The 22,972-nt window shown below is 71.3% G+C and carries 23 protein-coding genes; 16 read left to right on the top strand and 7 right to left on the bottom strand.

Features of this window, described 5'->3' with window-relative positions; genetic code table 11:
- The first annotated feature begins 51 nt into the window (after positions 1–51).
- From IAG44_RS11685 to IAG44_RS11665, 5 genes are all read left to right on the top strand, one after another.
- Positions 52–1,062: an ABC transporter permease gene (locus IAG44_RS11685; RefSeq protein WP_187747065.1), complete on the top strand. Its 1,011-nt coding sequence runs from the start codon at positions 52–54 to the stop codon at positions 1,060–1,062.
- The gene (locus tag IAG44_RS11680; RefSeq protein WP_187747064.1) at positions 1,059–2,135 is read left to right on the top strand and encodes an ABC transporter ATP-binding protein; all 1,077 of its coding nucleotides are present in this window, start codon (positions 1,059–1,061) and stop codon (positions 2,133–2,135) included. Before IAG44_RS11685 ends, IAG44_RS11680 begins: the two co-directional genes overlap by 4 nt.
- Positions 2,132–3,307, top strand: coding sequence for an ABC transporter ATP-binding protein (locus tag IAG44_RS11675; RefSeq protein ID WP_425508435.1), 1,176 nt, complete (start codon positions 2,132–2,134; stop codon positions 3,305–3,307). Before IAG44_RS11680 ends, IAG44_RS11675 begins: the two co-directional genes overlap by 4 nt.
- 224 nt (positions 3,308–3,531) lie before the next feature.
- Positions 3,532–4,923, top strand: coding sequence for a M1 family metallopeptidase (locus tag IAG44_RS11670; RefSeq protein WP_187747063.1), 1,392 nt, complete (start codon positions 3,532–3,534; stop codon positions 4,921–4,923).
- A gap of 57 nt (positions 4,924–4,980) precedes the next feature.
- Positions 4,981–5,637, top strand: coding sequence for a trimeric intracellular cation channel family protein (locus IAG44_RS11665; protein ID WP_187747062.1), 657 nt, complete (start codon positions 4,981–4,983; stop codon positions 5,635–5,637).
- Here the strand turns inward: IAG44_RS11665 and IAG44_RS11660 are convergent.
- Entirely contained in the window at positions 5,618–6,853 is a 1,236-nt protein-coding gene (locus IAG44_RS11660) for an alpha/beta hydrolase (protein WP_187747061.1), read from the bottom strand. The genes IAG44_RS11665 and IAG44_RS11660 overlap by 20 nt on opposite strands.
- A 131-nt stretch (positions 6,854–6,984) precedes the next feature.
- Between IAG44_RS11660 and IAG44_RS11655 the strand changes: the two genes are divergently transcribed.
- Entirely contained in the window at positions 6,985–7,830 is an 846-nt protein-coding gene (locus IAG44_RS11655; RefSeq protein WP_187747060.1) for a thioesterase family protein, read from the top strand.
- 1,206 nt (positions 7,831–9,036) lie between these two features.
- Here the strand turns inward: IAG44_RS11655 and IAG44_RS11650 are convergent.
- Positions 9,037–9,621 carry a TIGR03086 family metal-binding protein gene (locus tag IAG44_RS11650; protein ID WP_187747059.1) on the bottom strand — a complete coding sequence of 195 codons (585 nt, stop codon included), beginning with the start codon at positions 9,619–9,621 and terminating at the stop codon, positions 9,037–9,039.
- Positions 9,622–9,705: 84 nt separating this feature from the next.
- Here IAG44_RS11650 and IAG44_RS11645 point away from each other — a divergent pair, with 84 nt between their 5' ends.
- Positions 9,706–10,674, top strand: coding sequence for a helix-turn-helix transcriptional regulator (locus tag IAG44_RS11645; RefSeq protein ID WP_187747058.1), 969 nt, complete (start codon positions 9,706–9,708; stop codon positions 10,672–10,674).
- Positions 10,675–10,794: 120 nt separating this feature from the next.
- Positions 10,795–11,115, top strand: a complete 321-nt coding sequence (locus IAG44_RS11640) for a hypothetical protein (RefSeq protein ID WP_187747057.1) — start codon at positions 10,795–10,797, stop codon at positions 11,113–11,115.
- Between the two features lie 84 nt (positions 11,116–11,199).
- Here the strand turns inward: IAG44_RS11640 and IAG44_RS11635 are convergent, their stop codons facing one another.
- Positions 11,200–11,826 (bottom strand): TetR family transcriptional regulator, encoded by a 627-nt coding sequence (locus IAG44_RS11635; protein WP_187747056.1) that lies wholly within the window; start codon positions 11,824–11,826, stop codon positions 11,200–11,202.
- A gap of 126 nt (positions 11,827–11,952) precedes the next feature.
- On the opposite strand from IAG44_RS11635, the gene IAG44_RS11630 reads away from it, so the two are divergent.
- Both IAG44_RS11630 and IAG44_RS11625 read left to right on the top strand, forming a co-directional pair.
- On the top strand, positions 11,953–12,129 hold the full coding sequence (locus IAG44_RS11630; protein WP_187747055.1) for a hypothetical protein: 177 nt from the start codon (positions 11,953–11,955) through the stop codon (positions 12,127–12,129).
- Positions 12,130–12,131: 2 nt separating this feature from the next.
- On the top strand, positions 12,132–12,401 hold the full coding sequence (locus tag IAG44_RS11625) for a DUF4190 domain-containing protein (RefSeq protein ID WP_187747054.1): 270 nt from the start codon (positions 12,132–12,134) through the stop codon (positions 12,399–12,401).
- Positions 12,402–12,436: 35 nt separating this feature from the next.
- Here IAG44_RS11625 and IAG44_RS11620 read toward each other — a convergent pair whose 3' ends face one another.
- Complete coding sequence (locus IAG44_RS11620; RefSeq protein ID WP_187747053.1) at positions 12,437–13,177, bottom strand: SDR family NAD(P)-dependent oxidoreductase; 741 nt, start codon at positions 13,175–13,177, stop codon at positions 12,437–12,439.
- 195 nt (positions 13,178–13,372) lie between these two features.
- On the opposite strand from IAG44_RS11620, the gene IAG44_RS11615 reads away from it, so the two are divergent.
- The gene (locus IAG44_RS11615) at positions 13,373–14,542 is read left to right on the top strand and encodes a cysteine desulfurase family protein (RefSeq protein WP_187747052.1); all 1,170 of its coding nucleotides are present in this window, start codon (positions 13,373–13,375) and stop codon (positions 14,540–14,542) included.
- 82 nt (positions 14,543–14,624) lie between these two features.
- On the opposite strand, the gene IAG44_RS11610 is transcribed toward IAG44_RS11615, so the two are convergent.
- Positions 14,625–15,299, bottom strand: coding sequence for an N-acetylmuramoyl-L-alanine amidase (locus tag IAG44_RS11610; RefSeq protein ID WP_187747051.1), 675 nt, complete (start codon positions 15,297–15,299; stop codon positions 14,625–14,627).
- A gap of 86 nt (positions 15,300–15,385) precedes the next feature.
- Between IAG44_RS11610 and mnmA the strand changes: the two genes are divergently transcribed.
- A complete protein-coding gene (gene mnmA, locus IAG44_RS11605; protein WP_187747050.1) occupies positions 15,386–16,507 on the top strand; it encodes a tRNA 2-thiouridine(34) synthase MnmA in 1,122 nt (373 codons plus the stop codon).
- Between the two features lie 10 nt (positions 16,508–16,517).
- On the opposite strand, the gene IAG44_RS11600 is transcribed toward mnmA, so the two are convergent.
- Positions 16,518–16,841 carry a DUF427 domain-containing protein gene (locus IAG44_RS11600; RefSeq protein ID WP_187747049.1) on the bottom strand — a complete coding sequence of 108 codons (324 nt, stop codon included), beginning with the start codon at positions 16,839–16,841 and terminating at the stop codon, positions 16,518–16,520.
- A gap of 50 nt (positions 16,842–16,891) precedes the next feature.
- Between IAG44_RS11600 and IAG44_RS11595 the strand changes: the two genes are divergently transcribed.
- Together IAG44_RS11595 and IAG44_RS11590 are read left to right on the top strand one after the other, a co-directional pair.
- Positions 16,892–17,422, top strand: a complete 531-nt coding sequence (locus IAG44_RS11595; RefSeq protein ID WP_187747048.1) for an LOG family protein — start codon at positions 16,892–16,894, stop codon at positions 17,420–17,422.
- A 7-nt stretch (positions 17,423–17,429) separates the two neighbouring features.
- Positions 17,430–18,128: an SDR family oxidoreductase gene (locus tag IAG44_RS11590; protein ID WP_187747047.1), complete on the top strand. Its 699-nt coding sequence runs from the start codon at positions 17,430–17,432 to the stop codon at positions 18,126–18,128.
- On the opposite strand, the gene IAG44_RS11585 is transcribed toward IAG44_RS11590, so the two are convergent.
- On the bottom strand, positions 18,097–19,551 hold the full coding sequence (locus IAG44_RS11585) for a hypothetical protein (protein ID WP_187747046.1): 1,455 nt from the start codon (positions 19,549–19,551) through the stop codon (positions 18,097–18,099). The genes IAG44_RS11590 and IAG44_RS11585 overlap by 32 nt on opposite strands.
- Before the next feature lie 108 nt (positions 19,552–19,659).
- On the opposite strand from IAG44_RS11585, the gene IAG44_RS11580 reads away from it, so the two are divergent.
- Positions 19,660–20,649, top strand: coding sequence for a methionine synthase (locus IAG44_RS11580; protein ID WP_187747045.1), 990 nt, complete (start codon positions 19,660–19,662; stop codon positions 20,647–20,649).
- A 12-nt stretch (positions 20,650–20,661) separates the two neighbouring features.
- A complete protein-coding gene (ligA, locus tag IAG44_RS11575; RefSeq protein ID WP_187747044.1) occupies positions 20,662–22,836 on the top strand; it encodes an NAD-dependent DNA ligase LigA in 2,175 nt (724 codons plus the stop codon).
- Positions 22,837–22,972: the final 136 nt, after the last annotated feature.

The raw sequence follows: 22,972 nt of genomic DNA, 5'->3' as shown, positions 1-22,972 counted from the left end.
GGGTGACCGGGGCGGAGACGATCCGCCCCGGTCACCCGGAGCCGGACAGCTGTGGCTGCGTACATCATCCGGCGCGTATTCGGCGCCCTGGTACTGCTGCTGGTGGTCAGCGCAGTCACCTTCGCGATCTTCTTCTTGGTCCCGCGGCTCGGCGGCCAGACGGCCGACCAGCTTGCCACCCAGTACGTCGGCAAGGACGCCAACCCGGAGTCCGTCGCCGCGATCAAGAAGAACCTGGGCTTCGACCAGCCCATCTACACCCAGTACTGGCACTTCATCAAGGCCCTGTTCGTCGGCGCCGACTACAAGTTCGGCCCGGACGCCACCCACTGCGGTGCCCCCTGCTTCGGCTACTCCTTCAAGAGCCACGTCGAGGTCTGGCCCCAGCTCACCGAGCGCATCCCGGTCTCCTTCTCGCTCGCCATCGGCGCCGCGGTGATCTGGCTGATCTTCGGTGTCACCACGGGTGTCGTCTCCGCCCTGCGCAAGGGCAGCCCCGTCGACCGCGTCTCCATGTTCATCGCGCTCGCCGGCGTCTCCCTCCCGATCTTCTTCACCGGTCAGATCCTGAGCGCGGTGTTCGTGTACGAAGTCCCCATCTGGGACTCCATCGAGTACATCCCGTTCACCGAGAACCCGGCGGAATGGGCGTGGCACCTGCTGCTGCCCTGGATCAGCCTCGCCTTCCTGTTCTCCGCGCTCTACGCCCGGCTCACCCGGGCGGGCATGCTGGAGACCATGGGCGAGGACTACATCCGCACCGCCCGCGCCAAGGGCCTCAAGGAGAGCACGGTCGTCACCAAGCACGGCCTGCGCGCCGCGCTCACCCCGATCGTCACCATCTTCGGCATGGACTTCGGCACCCTCGTCGGCACCGCCGTCCTCACCGAGACCGTCTTCTCCCTCCAGGGCATCGGCGCCTACTCGGTGCAGTCGATCCGCGACAACGACCTGCCGATCGTGATGGGCGTGACGCTGGTCGCCGCGTTCTTCATCGTCTTCTGCAACCTCGTCGTCGACCTGGTGTACGCAGCCATCGACCCCCGGGTGAGGTATTCGTGAGCAAGCTCGACAAAGCGGCCCCGGGAGAGCCGGTCGTGGACGCCCCGGACGACGCCTTCCTCTCCGTCCGTGACCTGAAGATCCACTTCAACACGGACGACGGCCTCGTCAAGTCCGTCGACGGCGTCAGCTTCGACGTCCGGCGCGGCCGCACCCTCGGCATCGTCGGCGAGTCCGGCTCCGGCAAGTCCGTCACCTCGCTCGGCCTCATGGGCCTGCACCGCTCCGCGAAGAACGCCCGCGTCAGCGGCGAGGTCTGGCTCGACGGCCAGGAGCTGATCGCCGCCCCCACCGACGAGGTGCGGCGGCTGCGCGGCCGGAAGATGGCGATGATCTTCCAGGACCCGCTCTCCGCGATGCACCCGTACTACACGGTCGGGCAGCAGATCGTCGAGGCGTACCGGGTCCACCACGAGGTCACCAAGAAGGAGGCCCGCAAGCGCGCCGTCGAGATGCTCGACCGGGTCGGCATCCCCGAGCCCGACAAGCGCGTCGACGGCTACCCGCACGAGTTCTCCGGCGGTATGCGCCAGCGCGCGATGATCGCCATGGCGCTGGTCAACAACCCCGAGCTGCTGATCGCCGACGAGCCGACGACCGCGCTCGACGTGACCGTCCAGGCGCAGATCCTCGACCTGATCCGTGACCTCCAGAAGGAGTTCGGCTCCGCGGTCATCATGATCACGCACGACCTCGGGGTGGTCGCCGAGATGGCCGACGACCTGCTCGTCATGTACGGCGGCCGGTGCGTCGAACGCGGGCCCGCCGAGGACGTGTTCGCCGCACCCCGCCACCCCTACACCTGGGGTCTGCTCGGTTCGATGCCGCGGCTCGACCGCGACGAGACGGACCGCCTGATCCCGATCAAGGGCGCGCCGCCGTCCCTGATCAACATCCCGTCCGGCTGCGCCTTCAACCCCCGCTGCCCGTACGCGGACCTCCCCAAGGACAACGTCACCCGCACCGTCCGGCCCGAGCTGACCGAGGTCGGCGGCGGACACTGGGCCGCCTGCCATCTCGGGCAGGAGCAGCGGGAGCGGATCTGGACCGAAGAGATTGCGCCGAAGCTGTGAGTGATGTTGTGAACGAGACGCCCGAGGTCCTGCTGAAGGTCACCGGTCTCCAGAAGCACTTCCCCATCCGCAAGGGCCTCTTCCAGCGCCAGTCAGGTGCCGTGCGCGCCGTCGACGGCATCGACTTCGAGGTCCGCAAGGGCGAGACGCTGGGCGTCGTCGGCGAGTCCGGATGCGGCAAGTCGACGATGGGCCGGCTCATCACGCGGCTCCTCGAACCGACCGGCGGCAGCGTCGAGTTCCAGGGCAAGGACATCACGCACCTCGGCGTCGCGGGCATGCGTCCGCTGCGCCGCGACGTCCAGATGATCTTCCAGGACCCGTACTCGTCGCTGAACCCCCGGCACACCATCGGGACGATCGTCAGCGCGCCCTTCAAGCTCCAGGGCGTGACCCCCGAGGGCGGCGTCAAGGCCGAGGTGCAGCGGCTGTTGTCGGTCGTGGGGCTCAACCCCGAGCACTACAACCGGTATCCGCACGAATTCTCCGGCGGGCAGCGGCAACGCATCGGCATCGCGCGGGCGTTGGCGCTCAACCCCAAGCTGGTCGTGGCCGACGAGCCGGTCTCCGCGCTGGACGTCTCGATCCAGGCGCAGGTGGTGAACCTGCTGGACGACCTCCAGAGCGAGCTGGGCCTGACGTACGTCATCATCGCCCACGACCTCTCGGTCGTCCGGCACGTCTCCGACCGCATCGCGGTGATGTACCTCGGCAAGATCGTCGAGCTGGCGGACCGGGACAAGCTCTACAAGTCGCCGATGCACCCCTACACCAAGGCGCTGCTCTCGGCCGTCCCCATCCCGGACCCGAAGCGCCGGGGCGCCAAGAGCGAACGCATCCTCCTGCGCGGTGACGTCCCGTCCCCGATCTCGCCCCCCAGCGGCTGCCGGTTCCACACCCGCTGCTGGAAGGCGACGGAGCTCTGCCGCACGACGGAGCCCCCGCTGCTGGAGCTGATCCCGGGCCAGCGGGTCGCCTGCCACCACCCGGAGAACTTCGCTGACCAGGCCCCGCAGGAGACGGTCCTCCTGACGGAGGCCAAGCAGGCTGCGGAACTGGTCGCGGACGAGGTCCTGGCGGAGTCGGCGGAGACGTCGACGGCGGTGGCGGCGGAGGTGTCGGAGACGTCGGAGGTCGAGACGCCGGAGGCGGACGGCGAGGCGAAGCCGTAGCCGTTTGGGGGCGCGGGGCCGTGCTGATGTGCGGCTCCCGCCGCGCGGGCGCGACAAGCCACGACGGGCGCCGCACTCGCCAAACGACCTTCTGCGGCACCCTCTTAGGCGCTCTTAGGCGAGCAATCCCCGCCCCCTCATGACGAGTTGGCAAAGTCATGAACACGTCCAGTCGCCGACGGGCAAGATCACCTTGTCCGACACCCCGCGCGAAAGGGACGACCATGGCACTCTCCCGTTCGGCCTGGGCAGGTACCGCCGTAGCCGCTGCCGCCACCCTCTTCGTCGTAGCCGCCGCACCCGCCCCCACCCCGGGGGCGGACGGCGTGGGCGACACGTACTTCCCGCAGTTGGGCAACGGGGGCTACGACGCCCTGCACTACGACCTGGGCCTCGCGTACAACCCGGACACCGACCGCCTGGACGGCGAGACGACGCTGACGGCCAGAGCGACCCAGCACCTCTCCGCATTCGACCTGGACCTCCAGAAGTTGGCGGTGACGAGGGTCGAAGTGAACGGAAAGAAGGCGGAGTTCACGAGGTCCGGCGACGAGATACAGGTGACACCCCGTCAGAGCCTGCGCGAGGGCCGGACGTTCAAGGTGCGCGTCACCTACGGCGGTGTGCCCGAACCCCTGGGCGGCCCCATCGTCTTCGGCTCGAACTACGGCTGGATGAAGACGACGGACGGCGTCTTCGTCGCCTGCGAACCGAACGCCGCGTCGACCTGGTTCCCGTCCAGCGACCACCCCTCGGACAAGGCGACGTACGACATCCGCATCCGCACGCCCAAGGGCCTGACGGCGGTCTCGAACGGCCGCCTGGTCTCGACGTACGACAAGGGCGACGCGACGTACACGCACTGGCGCGAGTCGAAGCCGATGGCGACCTACCTCGCGACGGCGACGATCGGCAAGTTCGACGTGCGGACCGGCGTCACCCCGGGCGGCACCCCCATCTACGTGGCGATCGACCCCGTCCTGGCCAACAGCAACGACGTCGACGTGTACGCCGTCACGGCGGAGGCCACCGACTACTGGTCCACGGTCTTCGGCCCCTACCCCTTCGAGGAGACCGGCGCGATCGTGGACGACATGCCGGAGGCGGGCTTCTCCCTGGAGGTGCAGAGCAAGCCCGTCTACTCGGCCGTCCGCAGCGAGTCGACGATCGTCCACGAGCTGGCCCACCAGTGGTTCGGCGACTCGGTCACCGTGGAGCGCTGGAAGGACATCTGGCTCAACGAGGGCTTCGCGACGTACAGCCAGTGGCTGTGGGACGAGCACAAGGGCACCCGCACCGCGCACGACGCGTTCCTCGCCGGGTACAACTCCCGCCCCTCGAACAGCGCGTTCTGGCAGGTCACCGTCGGAGACCCGCAGCGCGACACGATGTTCGCCTCGGCGGTCTACCAGCGCGGCGCGATGACCCTCCAGGTCCTGCGTGAACGCATCGGCGACGCGGCCTTCTTCAAGCTCCTGCCGACCTGGACGAAGCTCCACCGGTACGGCAACGCGAACACGGCCGAGTTCATCCGGCTCGCGGAGAAGATCTCCGGGCGGCAGCTCGACGACCTCTTCGACACCTGGCTCTTCACCACAGGGAAACCGGCGCTCTGACCCGCGCATGACCTTGCATAGCAAGGAGGACGCCCGCTCATAGGGAAGAATGTGCGGGTGCTCCAGCAAATCTTCAGCCCCTCCGTCCAGCACACCCTGGACCTGGCCGGCATCTTCGTCTTCGCGCTCTCCGGCGCCCTGCTGGCCGTCCGCAAGAACTTCGACGTCTTCGGCATCGCCGTCCTCGCCGAGGTCACCGCGCTGGGCGGCGGGCTGATCCGGGACCTGGTGATCGGCGCGGTGCCCCCGGCGGCCTTCACGGACCTGGGCTACTTCCTCACCCCGCTGATCGCCGCCCTGCTGGTCGTCTTCCTCCACCCGGAGGTGGAGCGCATCCAGAACGCGGTGAACGTCTTCGACGCGGCCGGCCTCGGCCTGTTCTGTGTCACGGGGACGACGAAGGCGTACGACCACGGTCTCGGCCTCACCGCGTCCGCGACCCTCGGCCTCGCGACCGGGGTCGGCGGCGGTGTCCTGCGGGACGTCCTCGCCAACGAGGTCCCGTCCCTGCTGCGCTGGGACCGCGATCTCTACGCGGTCCCGGCGATGGTCGGCGCGACGATGGTCGCCGTCTGCATCCACTACGGCGTCCTCACGCCGCTGACCAGCGGCCTCGCGGCCGTCACCGCGTTCGTGCTGCGGCTGCTGGCGATGCGGTTCCACTGGCGGGCGCCGCGCGCGTGGAACCGCCGCTCTACTGTCCGAGAGGAGTAGTACTCCGCTCTCCGGCGGCGTCCGTTCCGCTGGTACCCGTAGTACCCGTAGTACCTCCGGCGCCGTCCCCGGCCCCGCCCCCGCCGTTCACGTTCGTCAGCCCCATCTGCCGGGTCAGCCACTCGAACGCCGGCACCACCTGCGGCTTCCACAGCTTCATGTTGTGCCCGCCGACCTTCTTCGGGATGTAGATCACGTCCACGACCGTCGGCGCCTTCGCCTCCTTCTTCAGCGCGAGCCCCGCCTCGTAGCCGTCGCCGGGCTGCCCGGACTGGTAGAGGGAGATCGCCGGGGGAGTGGCCGCCTTCTTCAGCATGAAGTAGGGGTTGGTCGACCGCCGCAGCGCCGGGTCCTGCGCGGTCAGCGAGGAGCGCTCGCCCATCGGGTCGTTGTACCCCGACATGCTGACGGCGGCCCGGTAGCGGTCGGGGTGGGCGATGGCCAGCTTCGTCGCGCAGTGCGCGCCGGCCGAGTACCCGGCGACCGCCCAGCCCTTGGGCGCGGGCAGCGCGCGGAAGTTGTCGGTCACCATCTTCGGGACGTCGATGCTGAGCCAGGTGTCCGCGTTGACGGTGCCCGGGACGTTCGCGCACCCCGTGTCGACGCCCGCCAGCAGCGTCGTCCGCGGGGCGACCAGGATGAACGGCGCGACCTTGCCCTGGCGCATGAGGGAGGCGAGCTGTTCGTGGGCGTGCAGGGAGCCGAACCACGCCTTGGCGGAGCCGGGGTAGCCGGGCAGCAGTTCGACGACCGGGAAGTGGATGTTCTTGAGCGAGGGGTCGTTGTACTGCGGCGGCAGCCAGACGTAGACCTCCGCGGTGACGCCGGAGACCTGGCCCTTCAGCTCGGTCTGCATGACCCCGCCGGCCGCGCTCATCCCGGGACCGGTGGCCTCGGTGAACTTCTGCTTGACCTTCGGGAGCTTCTTCAGCGCTATCCCGCCGGTCCCGCTCGCGCCGAGGTCACGGGCCTGGTTGACGTGGGAACCCGTGCCGAGCAGGTCCGCCCAGTTGTCGTACAGGTTGTTGGAGTTGTTGACGAGGGTGAAGACCAGCGCGACGGCCGTCCCCTGCGCGAACAGCAGCATCAGGAAGCGGACCCCGGCCCGCAGGACGCGTGGACCCCGCAGCCGCGTCCACAGGAAGAGCGGCAGCGCGACGGCGACGACGGCCAGCACGATCAGCGTGTAGAGGAAGGGGGTCCCGGTAAGGCTCATGTCTCTACAGAGGGAAAACCCGGGCGTCGGGTTTACGGACGTGTGCGGACACTTACCGAGAAATTGCTGGGCCCTCACCAGGGCGGGACATAAAGCTACCGCTTAGTAATCACCTGCTGTATCGTTCACGCATGCCAGAGACAGCCGCCCCCGCCACCGTCGGAAACAGCGAGTTCGACCGCGCGACGGCACTCACCCCACACGAACCCGGTGTGTACGGCATCGACCTCCCAGAGGGCTGGACGATCTTTGGTGCCCTCAACGGCGGCTACCTCCTGGCCGTCCTCGCCCGCGCCCTCGGTGAGACGCTGGCGCACCCCCACCCCTTCACGATCTCGGCCCACTACCTGAGCGCGTCGCGCCCCGGCCCGGCGACCGTCCGCGCGGAGACGATCCGCACCGGCCGCACGCTCTCCACCGGCCAGGCGTCCCTGTTCCAGTACGAGGCCGACGGCACCGAGACCGAGCGCATCCGCGTCCTCGCCTCCTACGGCGACCTGGCGTCCCTCCCCGACGACGTCCGCACCACGGCGAAGCCGCCCGCCTTCCCGCCCCTCGCGCACTGCGTCGGGCCCGACGACGCACCCGGCTCCGCCGACCACCAGCCCATCGCCGACCGCGTCCTGCTCAAGCTCGACCCGGCCACCGTCGGCTGGGCCCTCGGCCAACCCTCCGGCAAGGGCGAGTCCCGCGCCTGGTTCGGCCTCGCGGACGGCCGCGACGCCGACCCCCTCTCCCTCCTCCTCGCCGTCGACGCCCTCCCCCCAACAGTCTTCGACATGGGCATCAAAGGCTGGGTCCCCACCATCGAACTCACCGCCCACATCCGCGCCCTCCCCGCCCCCGGCCCCCTCCGCGTCTCCACCACCACCCGCAACCTCGCCGGCGGCTTCCTCGAGGAGGACGCGGAGGTCTGGGACAGCGAGAACCGCTTGGTCGCACAGTCCCGGCAACTGGCGCGAGTCATGCAGTCGTGAACACGGGCTGTGGGGCTCCGAGTTGACGCCGACCCGCATGAACTCGGGCCGCGCGCTCCCGGGTTCACGCCGCGCCGATCGGGACTCGCGGGCCGCGCGCTTCCGGGTTCACGCTGTGGTGACCGGGGTCCGCGCTTCCGGGTTCATGTCGTGCTGGAACTCGGGCCGTGGGCTTTCGGGTTCGCGTCGCGCTGGTCGGGGTGCGCGGGGTGCGCGCTCTCGGGTCAGTGCCGCGCCGTGTGGAACTCGGGCCGTGGGCTTTCGGGTTCACGTGGTGCTGATCGGGGCTCGTGGGATACGCGCTCCTGAGTTCATGCCGTGCCGTTGGAACCCGGGGCGCACGTTTCCGGGGGCACGCGGCGCTGCTCGGGGCTCGCGGGCCGCGCGCCTTTCAATTCATGCCGCGCCACTGGAAGTCGGGTCGCACGCTGCCGGGTTCACGCCGTGTCGCTCGGGAACCGGGGCGGGCTTCGGCGTTTACGCCGGGCCACTTGTAACTCGGGCCGCGTGCCTCCTCGTTCACGCCGGGATCTGAACGGCCCGTGTTCTCCGGCGTCCGCGTCGGCCCAGCCCTGTGCGGCATTGGCAGGTGTCCCGCTGGGTGGTGTGAGCGTGCGGGGGTGTTGGCCTGCGCCCCGGAGCCGACGCGGCTGCCGCGAGCCTGCCTGTCCAGCCGCGACGCGTGCTGCTCGCCGGCGCTGGCGCCCGATGCGATTCGCCGGCGGCAGCCCCGGCGGGCTGGCCTGCCGAGTCACCGGTTCCGCGTCGGTACGCCACCCGGCGGGACATCGCCCCGCCGCGAGGTCCAGGCGCTGCGGGCTCCGGCCGCGCTCGGGGCGGTCCACCTCGACGTGCGCGGCTCGCGACGCGTATCCGGCCGGGCGGCAGCCACGCCCCCCGTCACTGGCCGCACTTGCTGTGACCGGCCCGCATCCCCGCCCTGGGCTGGCGCCCTCGTCCCGGGTTGGCGTCCTTGTTCCTGGGCTGGTGCCCTTGCCTTGGGGGATGCCCTCGTCCCCGGGCTGGTGCACATGTCCGGGGCTGGCTCCCCGCCTCCGGCCAGTGCCCGCCTCCGGCCGGCTCCCCGCCTCCGGCCAGTGCCCGCCTCCGGCCAGTGCCCGCCCCCGGCCGGCTCCCCGCCCCCGGCCAGTACCTCCGCCCCGGTCAGCTCACGCGACCCCGGCCAGTACCTCCGCCCCGGCCAACTCACGCGACCCCGGTAACTGGCCGCCCCGTCCAAGCCGCCAACTTCCCGTACGCGTCGGTGCCTTCGGGGGCCGGCGTTGCTGAGGCGAACGGGATGCCGGTGGGGCGGTCGGGGCCGGGGAGGGCGTGGAGGGCGGTGTTGAGGGCGAACTCGCCGATCTCGGGGGAGAGGTGGAGGGGGTGGCCCAGGGATTCGTTCAAGTCCCAGGTGTGGGTGGCTAGTTCCATTACGTATCCGGACAGCGCGGCGGCGCCGGGGACTTCGCCCCAGGGGACTCGTACCGGTGTGGCGAGCAGGGCGTCGTCCTGCCATGCCTTTACCGAACGGGCGTGTGCCTCGGTGAAGGCGGTGCTCCAGGCGTCGTCGTCGATGCCCGGCGCGAACGCGTCAACCGTGAGGCCGTCGCCGGTTTCCCCGGTGACGGCGACGCGGACGGTCACGCCGACGAGGTGGGAGAGGAGGGTGCGGACGTCGAAGTCGGGGCAGGGGGTGGGTGAGTCGAGCGCGTCGGGGCGTACCGTGTGGATCAGTTCGCCGACCTGCGCGGCGGCTCGGGCGTAGAGGGGACGGGGATCGAGGAGCATGGCGTGCCTTCCGTAACGGCTGAGTACGAGGATGTTCACGCCGATACCTGACACCCGCCGTCAGGTTTACGAGATGCTTGGCCGGTGAAATCAGATCGCCTGCTCTCCATCCTGCTGCTGCTCCAGACCCGGTCCCTGGTCCCCGCCCGCGAGTTGGCCGACCGCCTGGAGGTCTCCGACCGGACGATCTACCGGGACATCGAGGCCCTGTCGGCAGCGGGCGTTCCGGTGTACGCGGAACGGGGCCGGCACGGCGGCATCCGCCTCCTGTCCGGTTTCCGCACGGACGTCACCGGCCTGACCGCCGACGAGTCGCGGGCCCTGTTCGTGCTGGCGGCCCAGGGCGCGCACGAAGCCCTGGGCCTGGACTCGGCGTTGGGCTCCGCCCTGCGCAAGGTGATGGCCGCGCTCCCCGCCCCGCACCGCCCGGCCGCCGAGGTGACCAGCCGCCGCATCCTCGTGGACGCGACCCGGTGGTGGATGAGCGGCGAGCACACCGCCGTGGACCTGGACGTCCTCCAGGACGCCGTCTTCAGCGACCGCCGCCTGCGCCTGAGTTACCGGCACAGCGGCGCCACCGAGCCCCGCACCTACACCGTCGACCCCTATGGCCTCGTCTCCAAGGCCGGCGTCTGGTACCTCGTCGCCGACCGGCGCGGCACGCCCCAACTGTTCCGCGCGGAGCGGATCCAGCGGGCGAAGCCGCTCCCCGATCTCGTCCGCCGCCGCCCCGGCGTCGAACTCTCCGACGCCTGGGAGGTGTTGAGGCGCCAGGTGGAGGAACGTCCCGACGGCATCGAGGTCGTCGTACGGGTCCCGCGCGACCGGATCGACTTCTTCCTCCGGCTCGCGGCGGCCCAACTCGCCGATCCGCAGGAGAAGTTGGACCTCTCCGGCGACTGGGTCACCGTCCGGCTCAGCTACAACCAGCTCGGGGCGACCCGCCAACTCCTCATGTTCTCCGACCGGGTGGAGGTGGTCTCACCGCCCGAGGTGCGCGCCGAACTGCGCGCGGCGGCGGCCTCGGTCACGGCCCTGTACGAGGACGCCTGACCGGAGCGGGCTTTCCCCGATCGACAGGCGGCGAACAGACAGATCCCAAGGAAGCCCCAGACGCGGTTGGTTGAGTTCAAGCCCTCAGGACTTACTCATCCTCCTAGGAGCTGTTCTCTCATGAAGCGTGCGCGTCTCGTCCCCGCGGTGGCCCTCCTCGCGCTCTCGCCCCTCACCCTCGCCGCCTGCGGCTCCGGCGACTCGTCGTCCACCAGCGGGAACTCCGGGCAGCAGCAGTGCCAGGCACCGAGCGGGGCGCCCACGGGACAGCCGACGGCGATGCTGAACGGGGCGCCGAGCGGGCAGCCGACGGGGGTGCCGACCGCGTTGCCGTCGGGAGCGCCGTCGGGTGGGCCCGGGGGTGGCGGCCAGGCCGGCGGCGGTGGCTGCGGCGGACCCGGTGGCGGCCAGGGTCAGCAGGGCACCCAGCAGCAGGGCTGAGCTTCGGCGGCGCACCGGAACACCGGGCGTCGCCTCCGACTTACGCGGCGCCGAACCCGTCCACGTCCCTGCCCCCGTCCCCCCTCAGTCGTTCCAATGCGTGCGCCCGACGGCGATCAACCGCATCTGGCGGGCGACCCGGTCGACGACGAGGGCGCGTTCCTGGGCCGGTGCGTCGAGGGTGTCCAGGAACAGGGAGGCGACGATGAGCATCTGGTCGACGTAGAGCTGGGCCAGCATGAGGAGGTCGGCGTCGCTCCAGCCGTGCGCCTGGGGGTCCTTGGCGAGTTCGTCGCGCACCTCCTCGGCGAACCGGTCGAGTTGGGAGCGGATCGCCTCGCGGACCGGCTGGACCCCGCCGTGCCGCTCGCGGGCGATGAAGCGGACGTGCGCGGGGTTGGCGGAGACGTGGTGGTCGATCAACTCCAGTGCGCGGGCGATGCGTTGCTCGGGGTCGTCGGTCGCGATCACCGTCGTGCCGATCATCGGGTGCAGGCTGCCCAGCGCCGCTTCGACCAGGGCGACACCGAGGTCGGGGATGGAGCGGAAGTGCCGGTAGAAGGCGGTCGGCGCGATTCCGACGGCACGTGTCACCTCCCGCAGCCCGAGGCTGCTGAGACTCTGCTCCTCAAGGAGTTCCAGCGCGGCGTCCAGGATGGCCTGGCGGGTCTTCAGCTTCTGCGCCTGCCGGATGCCGACGGTGTGACTCATCTCTCCAGTTAACAACTGTTCTCCGTAATTGAAAAGCCGGGGTGGGGTACTAGACTTCCAAGTCAGTGAACAACTGTACCTACAACTGTTCACCGACCGGAAACACGCCTCGCGAAGGGACCCCCCATGCTGTTCCTGGTAGCCGCGCTCCTCCTCCTGGGCGTAGCGATGGGCACAGTGGCCCACGCCCCCCTGAGCGTCACCCTCGTCGCCACCGCCGTCGTCGCCACCTGGCTCACGATCTTCGCCATCCGTGAACGCACCGCCCGCCGCCGCGCCCCGGGCGCCCGAAGGGAAGCCTGACCATGCCGCACCTCACCGCCCCCGCCACCACCCCCACGACCCGCCGGGACCCCGACGGCATGGCCGTGGCCTCCTTCGTCCTCGGCCTGGTCGGCCTGCTCGCCCTGAACCTCTTCCTGGGCCCCATCGCCATCACCCTCGCGGCCGTCGCCCTCCTCCGGGGCACCACCCGCCGGGGGCGAGCCCTCCTCGGCCTCACCCTCGGCATCGCCGACCTCGTGGTCCTCGCGGCGTTCATGCAGGCCGACTCGACGATCTCCTGGAGCCTGTGACCGCCCGCGCCCGAGCCCCCGCCCGCCCATGACCCTCAGCCGGTGAACCCCCCGTCCACATGGATCGACGCGCCGGTGATGAACGCCCCCTCCGGCCCCGCGAGATGCGCCACCGTCGCCGCGATCTCCGCCGGCTCCGCGTACCGCCCCACCGCCGTGAACCCCGCGATACCGCCCGCGTTCGGCCCGTCCGCCGGATTGGCGTCCGTGTCGGTCGGCCCCGGGTGCAGCAGGTTGACGGTGATCCCGCGCGGCCCCAGCTCCCTGGCCAGCCCCCGCGTCATCCCCTCCAGCGCCGTCTTGCTCATCGAGTACAGCGCCAGCCCCGGGAACGGCACCCGGTCGGCGACGTTGCTCCCGACGCTGATGATCCGCCCGCCCCGCCCCATGTACCGCACGGCGGCCTGCGCGGCGAGGAAGGGCGCCCGGACGTTGACGGCGAGGGTCCGGTCCACCTCGTCGACCTTCCACGCGTCGATCGGCCCGGTCGGAAAGACGGCCGCGTTGTTGACGAGCACGTCCAGCCGCCCGAACGCGGAGACGGCCTCCTCCACGGCGTCGGCCGGCGCCTCCGGCACGGCGCAGTCGGCCTGAACCGCCACCCCCCGCCGGCCCGCGTCCTCGATCCGCCGCACCACCTCGCCGGCCGCCTCCGCCCGCCGCTCGTACGTGACGACGACGTCGGCCCCTTCTTCCGCCAACCGCACCGCCACGGCCGCCCCGATGCCCCGGCTGCCGCCCGTGACCAGTGCCACATGTCCCTCAAGTCGCTTCATGTGAAGGAGCATGCCGACCCCCGCCACCGAAAGCTGGCAGGAATCGGACACGGCGTTCACCCCTGAACCGCCCCGGCGTTCACCCCCGAACCGGCCCGCCGGACACGCCGCCGGACGCCGCCCGCCCCGCGCACCACCCCACAGCCCCCCACCGCCCCGCACCCCCTACCCCCCGGCCCGTACAATCGCTGAACCATGGCCTATCTCGACCACGCCGCAACCACCCCGATGCTCCCGCAGGCGGCAGAGGCACTGACCGCGCACCTGGGAGTCACCGGCAACGCCTCAGCGCTGCACGCGGCGGGGCGCAGAGCCCGGCGTACGGTCGAGGAGGCCAGGGAGACCCTGGCGGAGGCGTTGGGGGCCCGGCCCAGCGAGGTCGTGTTCACCTCCGGCGGCACCGAGGCGGACAACCTCGCGGTGAAGGGCCTCTACTGGGAGCGCCGCGACAACGACCCGGCGCGCACCCGCGTCCTGGCCAGCCCCGTCGAACACCACGCCGTCCTCGACGCCGTCGACTGGCTCGCGGAGCACGAGGGCGCGACGGTCGAGTACCTGCCGGTGGACGGGTACGGCAGGGTCCACCCGGACGCCCTGCGCGAGGCCATCGAGAAGAACCCCGACGACGTCGCCCTCGCCACGATCATGTGGGCGAACAACGAGATCGGCACGGTGCTGCCGGTCCGTGAACTCGCGGACGTCGCCCGGGAGTACGGCATCCCGATGCACGCGGACGCCGTCCAGGCGTTCGGCCAACTCCCCCTGGACTTCGCGGAGTCGGGCCTCGCCGCGATGACGGTCTCGGGCCACAAGGTCGGCGGCCCGTACGGCATCGGCGCCCTGCTGCTCGGCCGCGAGTACACCCCCGTCCCCGTCCTGCACGGCGGCGGCCAGGAACGCCACGTCCGCTCGGGCACGTTGGACACCCCGGCCATCGCGTCGTTCGCGGTCGCCGGCCACCACGCCGCCGCGAACCGGGAGACGTTCGCGCGGGAGATCGGCGCCCTGCGCGACAGCCTCGTCGAGGCGGTCCGGACGGCCGTCCCGGACGCGATCCTCGGCGGCGACCCGGCGCGCGAGGGCCGCCTGCCCGCGAACGCCCACTTCACGTTCCCCGGCTGCGAGGGCGACTCCCTGCTCCTCCTCCTCGACGCGCAGGGCATCGAGTGCTCGACGGGCTCCGCCTGCACGGCCGGTGTGGCCCAGCCGAGCCACGTCCTGCTGGCCGTCGGCACCGACCCCGACCTCGCCCGCGGCACCCTCCGCTTCTCCCTGGGCCACACCTCCACGGAGGACGACGTCGAGGCGGTCGCGAAGGCGATCGGCCCGGCGGTGGAGCGGGCGCGAGCGGCGGGGCTGTCGTAACCGGGACTCGCTCGACTCCGCGCTCCCGCAACCCCGTTGCCCCTAGCTCACCACCACCCCCACCCCCTCACGCCTCCGCACCTCACGCCTCCGCCTTAGACAACGCCTCCCGCGCCTCACTCACCAGCTTCAGGTACCGGTCCCAGTCCCAGTGCTCCCCGGGGTCCGTGTGGTCCGTCCCCGGCACCTCCACGTGCCCGATGATGTGCTTCCGGTCGACCGGGATCCCGTACCGCGCGCAGATCCCGGCCGCCAGCCGGGCCGAGGCCGTGTACATCGCGTCCGTGAGGTCCTGCGGCCGGTCCACGAACCCCTCGTGCTCGATGCCCACGCTCCGCTCGTTGTAGGAGCGGTTCCCCGCGTGGTACGCGACGTCCAGCTCCCGGATCATCTGCGCGATCCGGCCGTCCTGCCCGACGATGTAGTGCGCGGCGGCCCGGTGCCCGGGGTCCTGGAACGCCTTGACGGCACTGTCGAAGTCGCCCTGGGTGACATGGACGACGATCATGTCGACGTCGTAGTCGTCGGGCCGGTCCGCCCAGCGGAAGTTCGCGTCCGACGCCTCCACCCAGCGCGCGCCCTGGAAGTCGACGGCGCCCTCGACGCGAGGCCGCTGGTTGCCCGGCAGCTGCCACCACAGCCGCGACAGATCGTCACGCACGGCGAACGCCCCGCCGCCGACGACCGCCGCCGCACCCCCGGCGATCAGCGCGCGCCGCCCGATCCGCCGCTCGCCGTCCCGCTTCCTGGACCCCATGGAACCCTCTCTCGCCCTGCCCCCACATGATCCCCAACGGATATCCGGCCACCCGAGTTCCCGCCGCCCCGTACCCTGGAGGAGCTATGACTGAGACCGCGCGCCCCCTCCGAGTCCTCGCCGCCATGTCCGGCGGGGTCGACTCCGCTGTAGCCGCTGCCCGAGCAGCGGAAGCCGGCCACGACGTGACCGGTGTCCACCTGGCCCTCTCCGCCAACCCGCAATCCTTCCGCACGGGCGCGCGTGGCTGTTGCACGATCGAGGACTCCCGCGACGCGCGCCGCGCGGCGGACGTGATCGGGATCCCGTTCTACGTCTGGGACCTGGCGGACCGCTTCCGCGAGGACGTCGTCGAGGACTTCATCGCCGAGTACGAGGCCGGCCGCACCCCCAACCCGTGCCTGCGCTGCAACGAGAAGATCAAGTTCGCCGCGCTCCTCGACAAGGCCCTCGCCCTCGGCTTCGACGCGGTGTGCACGGGCCACTACGCGACGGTCGTGCTCCGCGAGGACGGCACCCGCGAACTCCACCGCGCCAGCGACATGGCGAAGGACCAGTCGTACGTCCTCGGCGTCCTCGACGAGAAGCAGCTCGCGCACGCGATGTTCCCGCTCGGCGACACCCTCACGACCAAGGACGAGATCCGCGCGGAGGCCGAACGCCGTGGCCTCGCGGTCGCCAAGAAGCCCGACTCCCACGACATCTGCTTCATCGCGGACGGCGACACCCAGGGCTTCCTGGCCAACCGCCTCGGCAAGTCCGAGGGCGACATCCTCGACGAGTCCGGCGAGAAGCTGGGCACCCACGACGGCGCCTTCGGCTTCACCATCGGCCAGCGCAAGGGCCTGCGCATCGGCACCCCCGCCCCCGACGGCAAGCCCCGCTACGTCCTCGACATCTCCCCGGTGAACAACACGGTGACGGTGGGCCCGGCGGCCTCCCTCGACGTCACCGCCCTCACCGCGATCAAGCCCCGCTGGTGCGGCACCGCCCCCACAGGACCGGCCACCTACACCGCCCAGCTCCGCGCCCACGGCGGCGAGACCGAGGTCACGGCCGAACTGGTCGGCGACGAACTCCAGGTCACCTTCACCGACCCGGTCCGAGGCGTCGCCCCCGGCCAGGCGATCGTCCTGTACGACGACACCCGCGTCGTCGGCTCCGCCACCATCGCGACGACCACCCGCCGGACCCCGGCCGGCGTCTGAGGGTCCGAGGCTAGGACACCTCCGGCGCGTAGAAGCACACATGCCCCTTGATCGCCGCGACGTCGGGCAGGGGCTCGGGGTACGACCAGGCCAGGTCGGGGGCGTCCGGCAGGGACCAGTAGGACGCGGTGCCCTTGAAGGGGCAGACGGTGTGGGTGTCGGAGGGGGTCAGGAGGTCGAGGCGGACGTCCTCGGCGGGGAGGTAGTAGCGCGGGGGACAGCCGGTCTCCTCAAGGAGCAGCGCCCGCTCGCTCTCGGCCAGGACCTGATCGCCGTGCACCACGCGCACGTGCGCGGAGGACGGCTCGACGGTGATGCGGTGTCCGTTGGTCATGCCAGGAAAACGCCGGGACCCCCGCGGACGTTCCCCGTACCGTGTCCCGCATGCGCATCTGTGTCTTCCTCTCCGCCGCCGACCTCGACGACCGCTACACGACCCCCGCGAGGGAGTTCGCGACGCTGCTCGGCAAGGGCGGCCACACGCTGGTGTGGGGCGGCTCGGACAGCGGCCTGATGAAGGTCGTCGCGGACGGCACGGAGGCCGCCGGCGGGCGTCTGTGCGGGGTGTCCGTGGAGTTCTTGGCCGCGAAGGTCCGCCCCGGCGTGGACGAGATGGTCGTCGCGAAGGACCTGGCCGAGCGCAAGAAACTGCTCGTGGAGAAGGCGGACGCGGTCGCGATCCTGGTCGGCGGCATGGGCACGCTCGACGAGGCGACGGAGATCCTGGAGCTGAAGAAGCACGGCCACACGGCGAAGCCGGTCGTCCTGCTGAACACCGAGGGCTTCTACGACGGCCTGAAGCTCCAGTTGGAGCGGATGGAGGCGGAAGGTTTCCTCCCCCTGCCCCTCGCCGACCTGATCGCCTTCGCGAAGGACCCGGCGGAAGCGCTCGCGTACCTCACGGGCGCCGCCTGATGCGAGCATGGCGGACATGCCAACACATGTGATCACCGGCGCCGGTTCGGGAATCGGCGCAGCGGTCGCCCGGCGCCTGCACGCGCGCGGGGACGACCTCGTGCTCCACGCGCGCGACGCGGGCCGGGCGAAGGAGCTGGCGAAGGAGTTCCCCGGCGCCCGCACCCTCGTGGGCGACCTGGCCGACCCCGACAAGCTCAGCTGGGCGTTCTCCCACCAGTCCCTCCCCGACCGCGTCGACACGCTCCTGCACATCGCCGGGGTCGTCGACCTGGGCCCCGTCGGCGACCTCACCCCGAAGACCTGGCGCCACCAGCTCAACGTCAACCTGATCGCGCCCGCCGAGCTGACCCGCCACCTCCTGCCCCAGCTCCGCACGACGAAGGGCCACGTCGTCTTCGTCAACTCCGGCGCCGGCCTGAACGCGCACGCCGAGTGGTCCGCGTACGCCGCGTCCAAGCACGGCCTGAAGGCCCTCGCCGACTCCCTGCGCCACGAGGAGCACGCGAACGGCGTCCGCGTCACCTCGGTCTACCCGGGCCGCACGGCGAGCCCCATGCAGGCCAAGGTGCACCAGCAGGAGGGCAAGGAGTACGACCCCGCGCGCTGGATCGACCCGGAGTCCGTCGCGACGGCGATCCTGACGGCGATCGACCTCCCGAGGGACGCCGAGATCAACGACCTGACGGTCCGCCCGGGACGCTGACCCCCACGGGCAGCCGCTCGTACACGGTCACCCGCCGCCCCCGCACCTGTTCGTCCGCGACCACCCTGAAGTACCGCCCCAGCACCTCCGCCTTCGCCCGGTCCCGCGCCGCGCGCGCGGGCCGCGCGATGTCCTTCGCGTCGGTCACCAGCAGCACCCGCCGCTCACCCAGCAACACGTCCCGGATGCGCCCTGGCTCCGCCTCGATCCCCTTCAGCGTCCCGGACTCCCGGGGCCCCTCCACCAGCGCGACGTCCCGCAGCCCGGCGAACGCGTCCGGCGACACCAGCCACGCGTCCCGCCGGGCCGCCGGAACGAACACCACGGCGTCCCCGTCCCCCTTCAGCCGCCGCACGTCGGAGGCGACGGCCAGGACGTCGTCCACCCGGCTCTCCGGCGCCCGCTTCGCCAGCGAGTACGGCAGCAGGGCGACCGTCGCCAGCCCCAGCACCCCCGCGAGCACCCACCCCCGCGCTTTCGGAAATGTCCGTATCGCCGCCCCTAGGGACGATCCGATCAGAAGCGTCAGCCCCAGCATGCTGTAAAGGACATACCGGTCCATGTAGAGCGGCTTCACCAGCGACACCAGGACGAGCCCGGCCTGCGGCACCACCAGCAGCGGCAGCCCCACGGCCGTCACCGACAGCCGCCCCACACGCGGGCGGTCCACCAGCGCCCCCGCGCACCCGATCGCCACCAGCACCGTCGGCCCGATCAGCATCTGCCAGCTCAGCGGCGGTATCCACGACACCTGTTCGGCCTGCCCCCGGCTGAACAGCACCAACGGCAGCACCCCCGCGACGGCGGCCCCGGAGGCGACCGCCCAGCGCGCCCACACCCGGCGCCCGGCCCCGCACCACAGCAACGTCACCGCGTGCGCCGCGAGCAGCATCAGCGAGAGCCAGTTCAGCAGCCCCGCGAACAGCACGACACCCCCGTACGCGGCCCACAGCCACCGACGGCCCTCCCCCTGGAGCGCGTTCACCAGCAGCAGCGTCGCCACGGCCGCCCCCGCCGCCACCAACGCGTACGCGCGCCCCTCCTGGAGCTGGAACTGCACGGCCGGCAGCAGCCCGAACGCGGTCCCCGCGACCAGCCCCACCCACACCCCGCCCAGCCGGCTCCCCACGACCGCCACACACCCCGCCGCGACCGCGCCCGCGAGCACCGAGGGCATCCGCAGCGACACCACGCCCGCCCCGAACCACTCGAACACGACGTGCATCAGCAGGTAGTAACACCCGTGCACGACGTCGACGTTGGCCAGCATCCGCCAGATCTCGCCGGGGGAGCGCTCCGCGACCTGCCAGGTCGCCGCCTCGTCCCGCCACACGCTGCCCTGCCGCGTCAGCCCCCACAGCCCCAGCGCGAGCGTCCACAGGACCGGAACGGCCCACACCACGGGCGTGCGACGGCATGACACGAGAAGGCTCCCCCCGGAACGGCTGCTGACGGCCGGACAGGAAGAGTGCCGATCGCCGGAGGAGGTTGCGCGGAGGTCCCGCCCCGCCGGGCTACGTAGGCTTCACCCGTGAACCCAGAATTTCCCCCCGCCACCGGCGTCGGCTCCCTGCCGGGCGGTGACGCCCGCGAGGCCGCCAAGACCGTCACCGGCTCGTTCGAGGACTTCCCGCACCTGCCCGAACTCCCCGCGCGCGGGCCGGGCGCCGACATGATCGGCCGGACGGCGGGGATGCTCGTCGAGATGTACGCGCGCGTGGAGCCCAGCGGCTGGCGCCTGGGCGACCGCCCCGGACGCGACACGAAGCGGGCGCGCTCCTGGCTGGGCGAGGACCTGGACGCCCTGGAGGAGTTCACGCAGGAGTACGACGGCCTCCTCAAGGTCCAGGCCGTCGGCCCCTGGACGCTGGCCGCCGCCCTGGAACTGCGCAACGGAGAGTCCGCGCTCTCCGACCCCGGAGCCTGCCGCGACCTCGCCGCCTCCCTCGCGGAGGGCCTGCGCGGCCACCTGGCGGACGTCCAGCGCCGCGTACCCGGCGCGCAACTCGTGCTCCAGCTCGACGAACCGTCCCTCACCGCCGTCCTGCGCGGTCAGGTGAAGACCGCCAGCGGCTATCGCACCCACCGGGCCGTGGACCGGCAGATCGTCGAGGCGACACTGCGGGACGTCCTCGCCGTCAACCCGGCGACGGTCGTGCATTCCTGCGCCCCCGACGTCCCGTTCGCACTGCTGCGCCGGGCCGGGGCGAACGCCGTCTCCTTCGACTTCGCGCTGCTCACCGAGCGTGACGACGAGGTGATCGGGGAGGCCGTGGAGGCGGGGACGCGGCTCTTCGCCGGTGTCGTGCCGGGCACGGACACGGCATTGTCAGACCCTGCCGGTAGCGTCATGGGTGTCAGGACGCTGTGGCGCAGGCTGGGGCTGTCACCGGCGCTTCTCGCCGAGGCCGTGACGGTGACCCCGGCGTGCGGGCTCGCGGGTGCTTCCCCCGCGTACGCCCGCACCGCGCTCGCCCACTGCGTCCGGGCGGCGAGATCCCTCGCGGACGACCCTGAGTAACGGAGGACAAAGGTGGCCGGCGACAAGCAGACCGAGGCCCGGGAGCGGCACGCGCAGCTCGCGGAGCAGATCGAGGAACACCGCTTCCGGTACTACGTGAAGGACGCCCCGGTCATCAGCGACGCGGAGTTCGACACGCTCCTGCGCTCCCTGGAGGCCGTGGAGGACGAGTTCCCCGAGCTGCGCACGCCGGATTCCCCGACCCAGAAGGTCGCGGGCGCCTACGAGACGGAGTTCACGTCCGTCGAACACCGCCAGCGCATGCTGTCCCTGGACAACGCCTTCGACGACCTCGAACTCGCCGCCTGGGCCGAGCGCGTCCACAAGGACGTCGGCACCACCGTCCACCACTTCCTGTGCGAGCTGAAGGTCGACGGCCTCGCCGTCAACCTCACCTACGAACACGGCCGCCTCACGCGCGCGGCGACGCGCGGCGACGGCCGCACGGGCGAGGACATCACGCCCAACGTCCGCACGATCGCCGAGATCCCCGACCGCCTCGCGGGCGAGCGCGTCCCCGACCTCGTCGAGATCCGGGGCGAGGTGTACTTCCCGATGGAGAAGTTCGCCGAGCTGAACGCCCAGTTGGTCGAGGCCGGCGACAAGCCCTTCGCCAACCCGCGCAACGCGGCGGCCGGTTCGCTCCGCCAGAAGGACCCCCGCAAGACCGCCTCCCGCCCGCTGCACATGGTCGTCCACGGCATCGGCGCCCTGGAGGGCTACGACGGCCTCACGCGCCTGTCCGAGGCGTACGACCTCCTCAAGGGCTGGGGCCTGCCCACCGCCCGCCACAACAAGGTCGTCAACGACCTCGACGGCGTACGGCAGTTCATCGCCCACTTCGGCGAGAACCGCCACTCCGTGGAACACGAGATCGACGGCGTCGTCGTCAAGCTCGACGAGATCCCCCTCCAGGGCCGCCTCGGCTCCACCTCCCGCGCGCCCCGCTGGGCCATCGCCTGGAAGTACGCGCCCGAGGAGGTCAACACCAAGCTGATCAACATCCGCGTGGGCGTGGGCCGCACCGGCCGCGTCACCCCGTACGCCCAGGTCGAACCGGTCACGGTCGCCGGCTCCGAGGTCGAGTTCGCGACCCTGCACAACCAGGACGTCGTCAAGGCCAAGGGCGTCCTCATCGGGGACACGGTCGTGCTGCGCAAGGCCGGCGACGTCATCCCGGAGATCCTGGGCCCGGTCGCGGACCTGCGTGACGGCACCGAGCGCGCGTTCGTGATGCCCGCCGAGTGCCCCGAGTGCGGCACCCCGCTGCGGCCCATGAAGGAGGCGGACGTCGACCTGCGCTGCCCCAACGCCCGCAGTTGCCCGGCCCAGTTGCGCGAGCGCCTGTTCTACCTCGCGGGCCGCAAGTCCCTGGACATCGAGCACTTCGGGTACGTCGCGGCGGCCGCCCTCACCAAGCCGCTGGAGCCCGACACCCCGCCCCTGCTCGACGAGGGCGACCTCTTCGACCTCACCATCGACCAGCTCCTGCCGATCAAGGCGTACGTCCTCGACCAGGACAGCGGGCTGCCCAAGCGCGACCCGAAGACCGGCGAGGAGAAGATCGCGACCGTCTTCGCCAACCAGCAGGGCGAGCCGAAGAAGAACGCGCTCGCGATGCTGGAGAACATCGCGGCGGCCAAGGAACGCCCCCTGGCGCGCGTCCTGACGGGCCTGTCCATCCGGCACGTCGGCCCGGTCGCCGCCGAGGCGCTGGCGCGGGAGTTCCGCTCCATCGAGCGCATCGACCAGGCCACCGAGGACGAACTCAAGGACACGGACGGCGTCGGCCCGATCGTCGCCGCCGCCGTCAAGGAGTGGTTCGCCGAGGACTGGCACCGCGAGATCCTGCGCAAGTGGAAGGCGGCCGGCGTCCGCATGGAGGACGAGCACAACGGCGAGGACGAGGGCCCGCGCCCGCTGGAGGGCCTGACCGTCGTCGTCACCGGCACCCTGGAGCACCACACCAGAGACGGCGCCAAGGAGGCCCTTCAGACGAGGGGAGCAAAGGTCACCGGTTCGGTTTCGAAGAAGACGTCCTTCGTGGTCGTGGGTGACAATCCCGGCTCCAAGTACGACAAGGCGATGCAGCTCAAGGTGCCCGTGCTGAACGAGGAGGGCTTCGCCGTCCTCCTGGAGCAGGGCCCCGAGGCGGCGGCGGACGCGGCCCTTCCGGTCGAGGAGTAGCCGTGAAAGGCCACCCGTTCGGCGCATTCCACGGCGATACGGGTGGCCGGTGCGTAATCGGGCAACCGTCACCGAGCGCTGCCCCTACTCGCCCTGAGCGGCCTACTGTTGGGGACCAGGGTTTTCCCACGCGGCG

Origin of the sequence: Streptomyces roseirectus, from assembly GCF_014489635.1 — a bacterium.
In the GTDB taxonomy this organism is placed as follows: domain Bacteria; phylum Actinomycetota; class Actinomycetes; order Streptomycetales; family Streptomycetaceae; genus Streptomyces; species Streptomyces roseirectus.
This window is presented reverse-complemented; position numbering and strand designations above follow the sequence as displayed.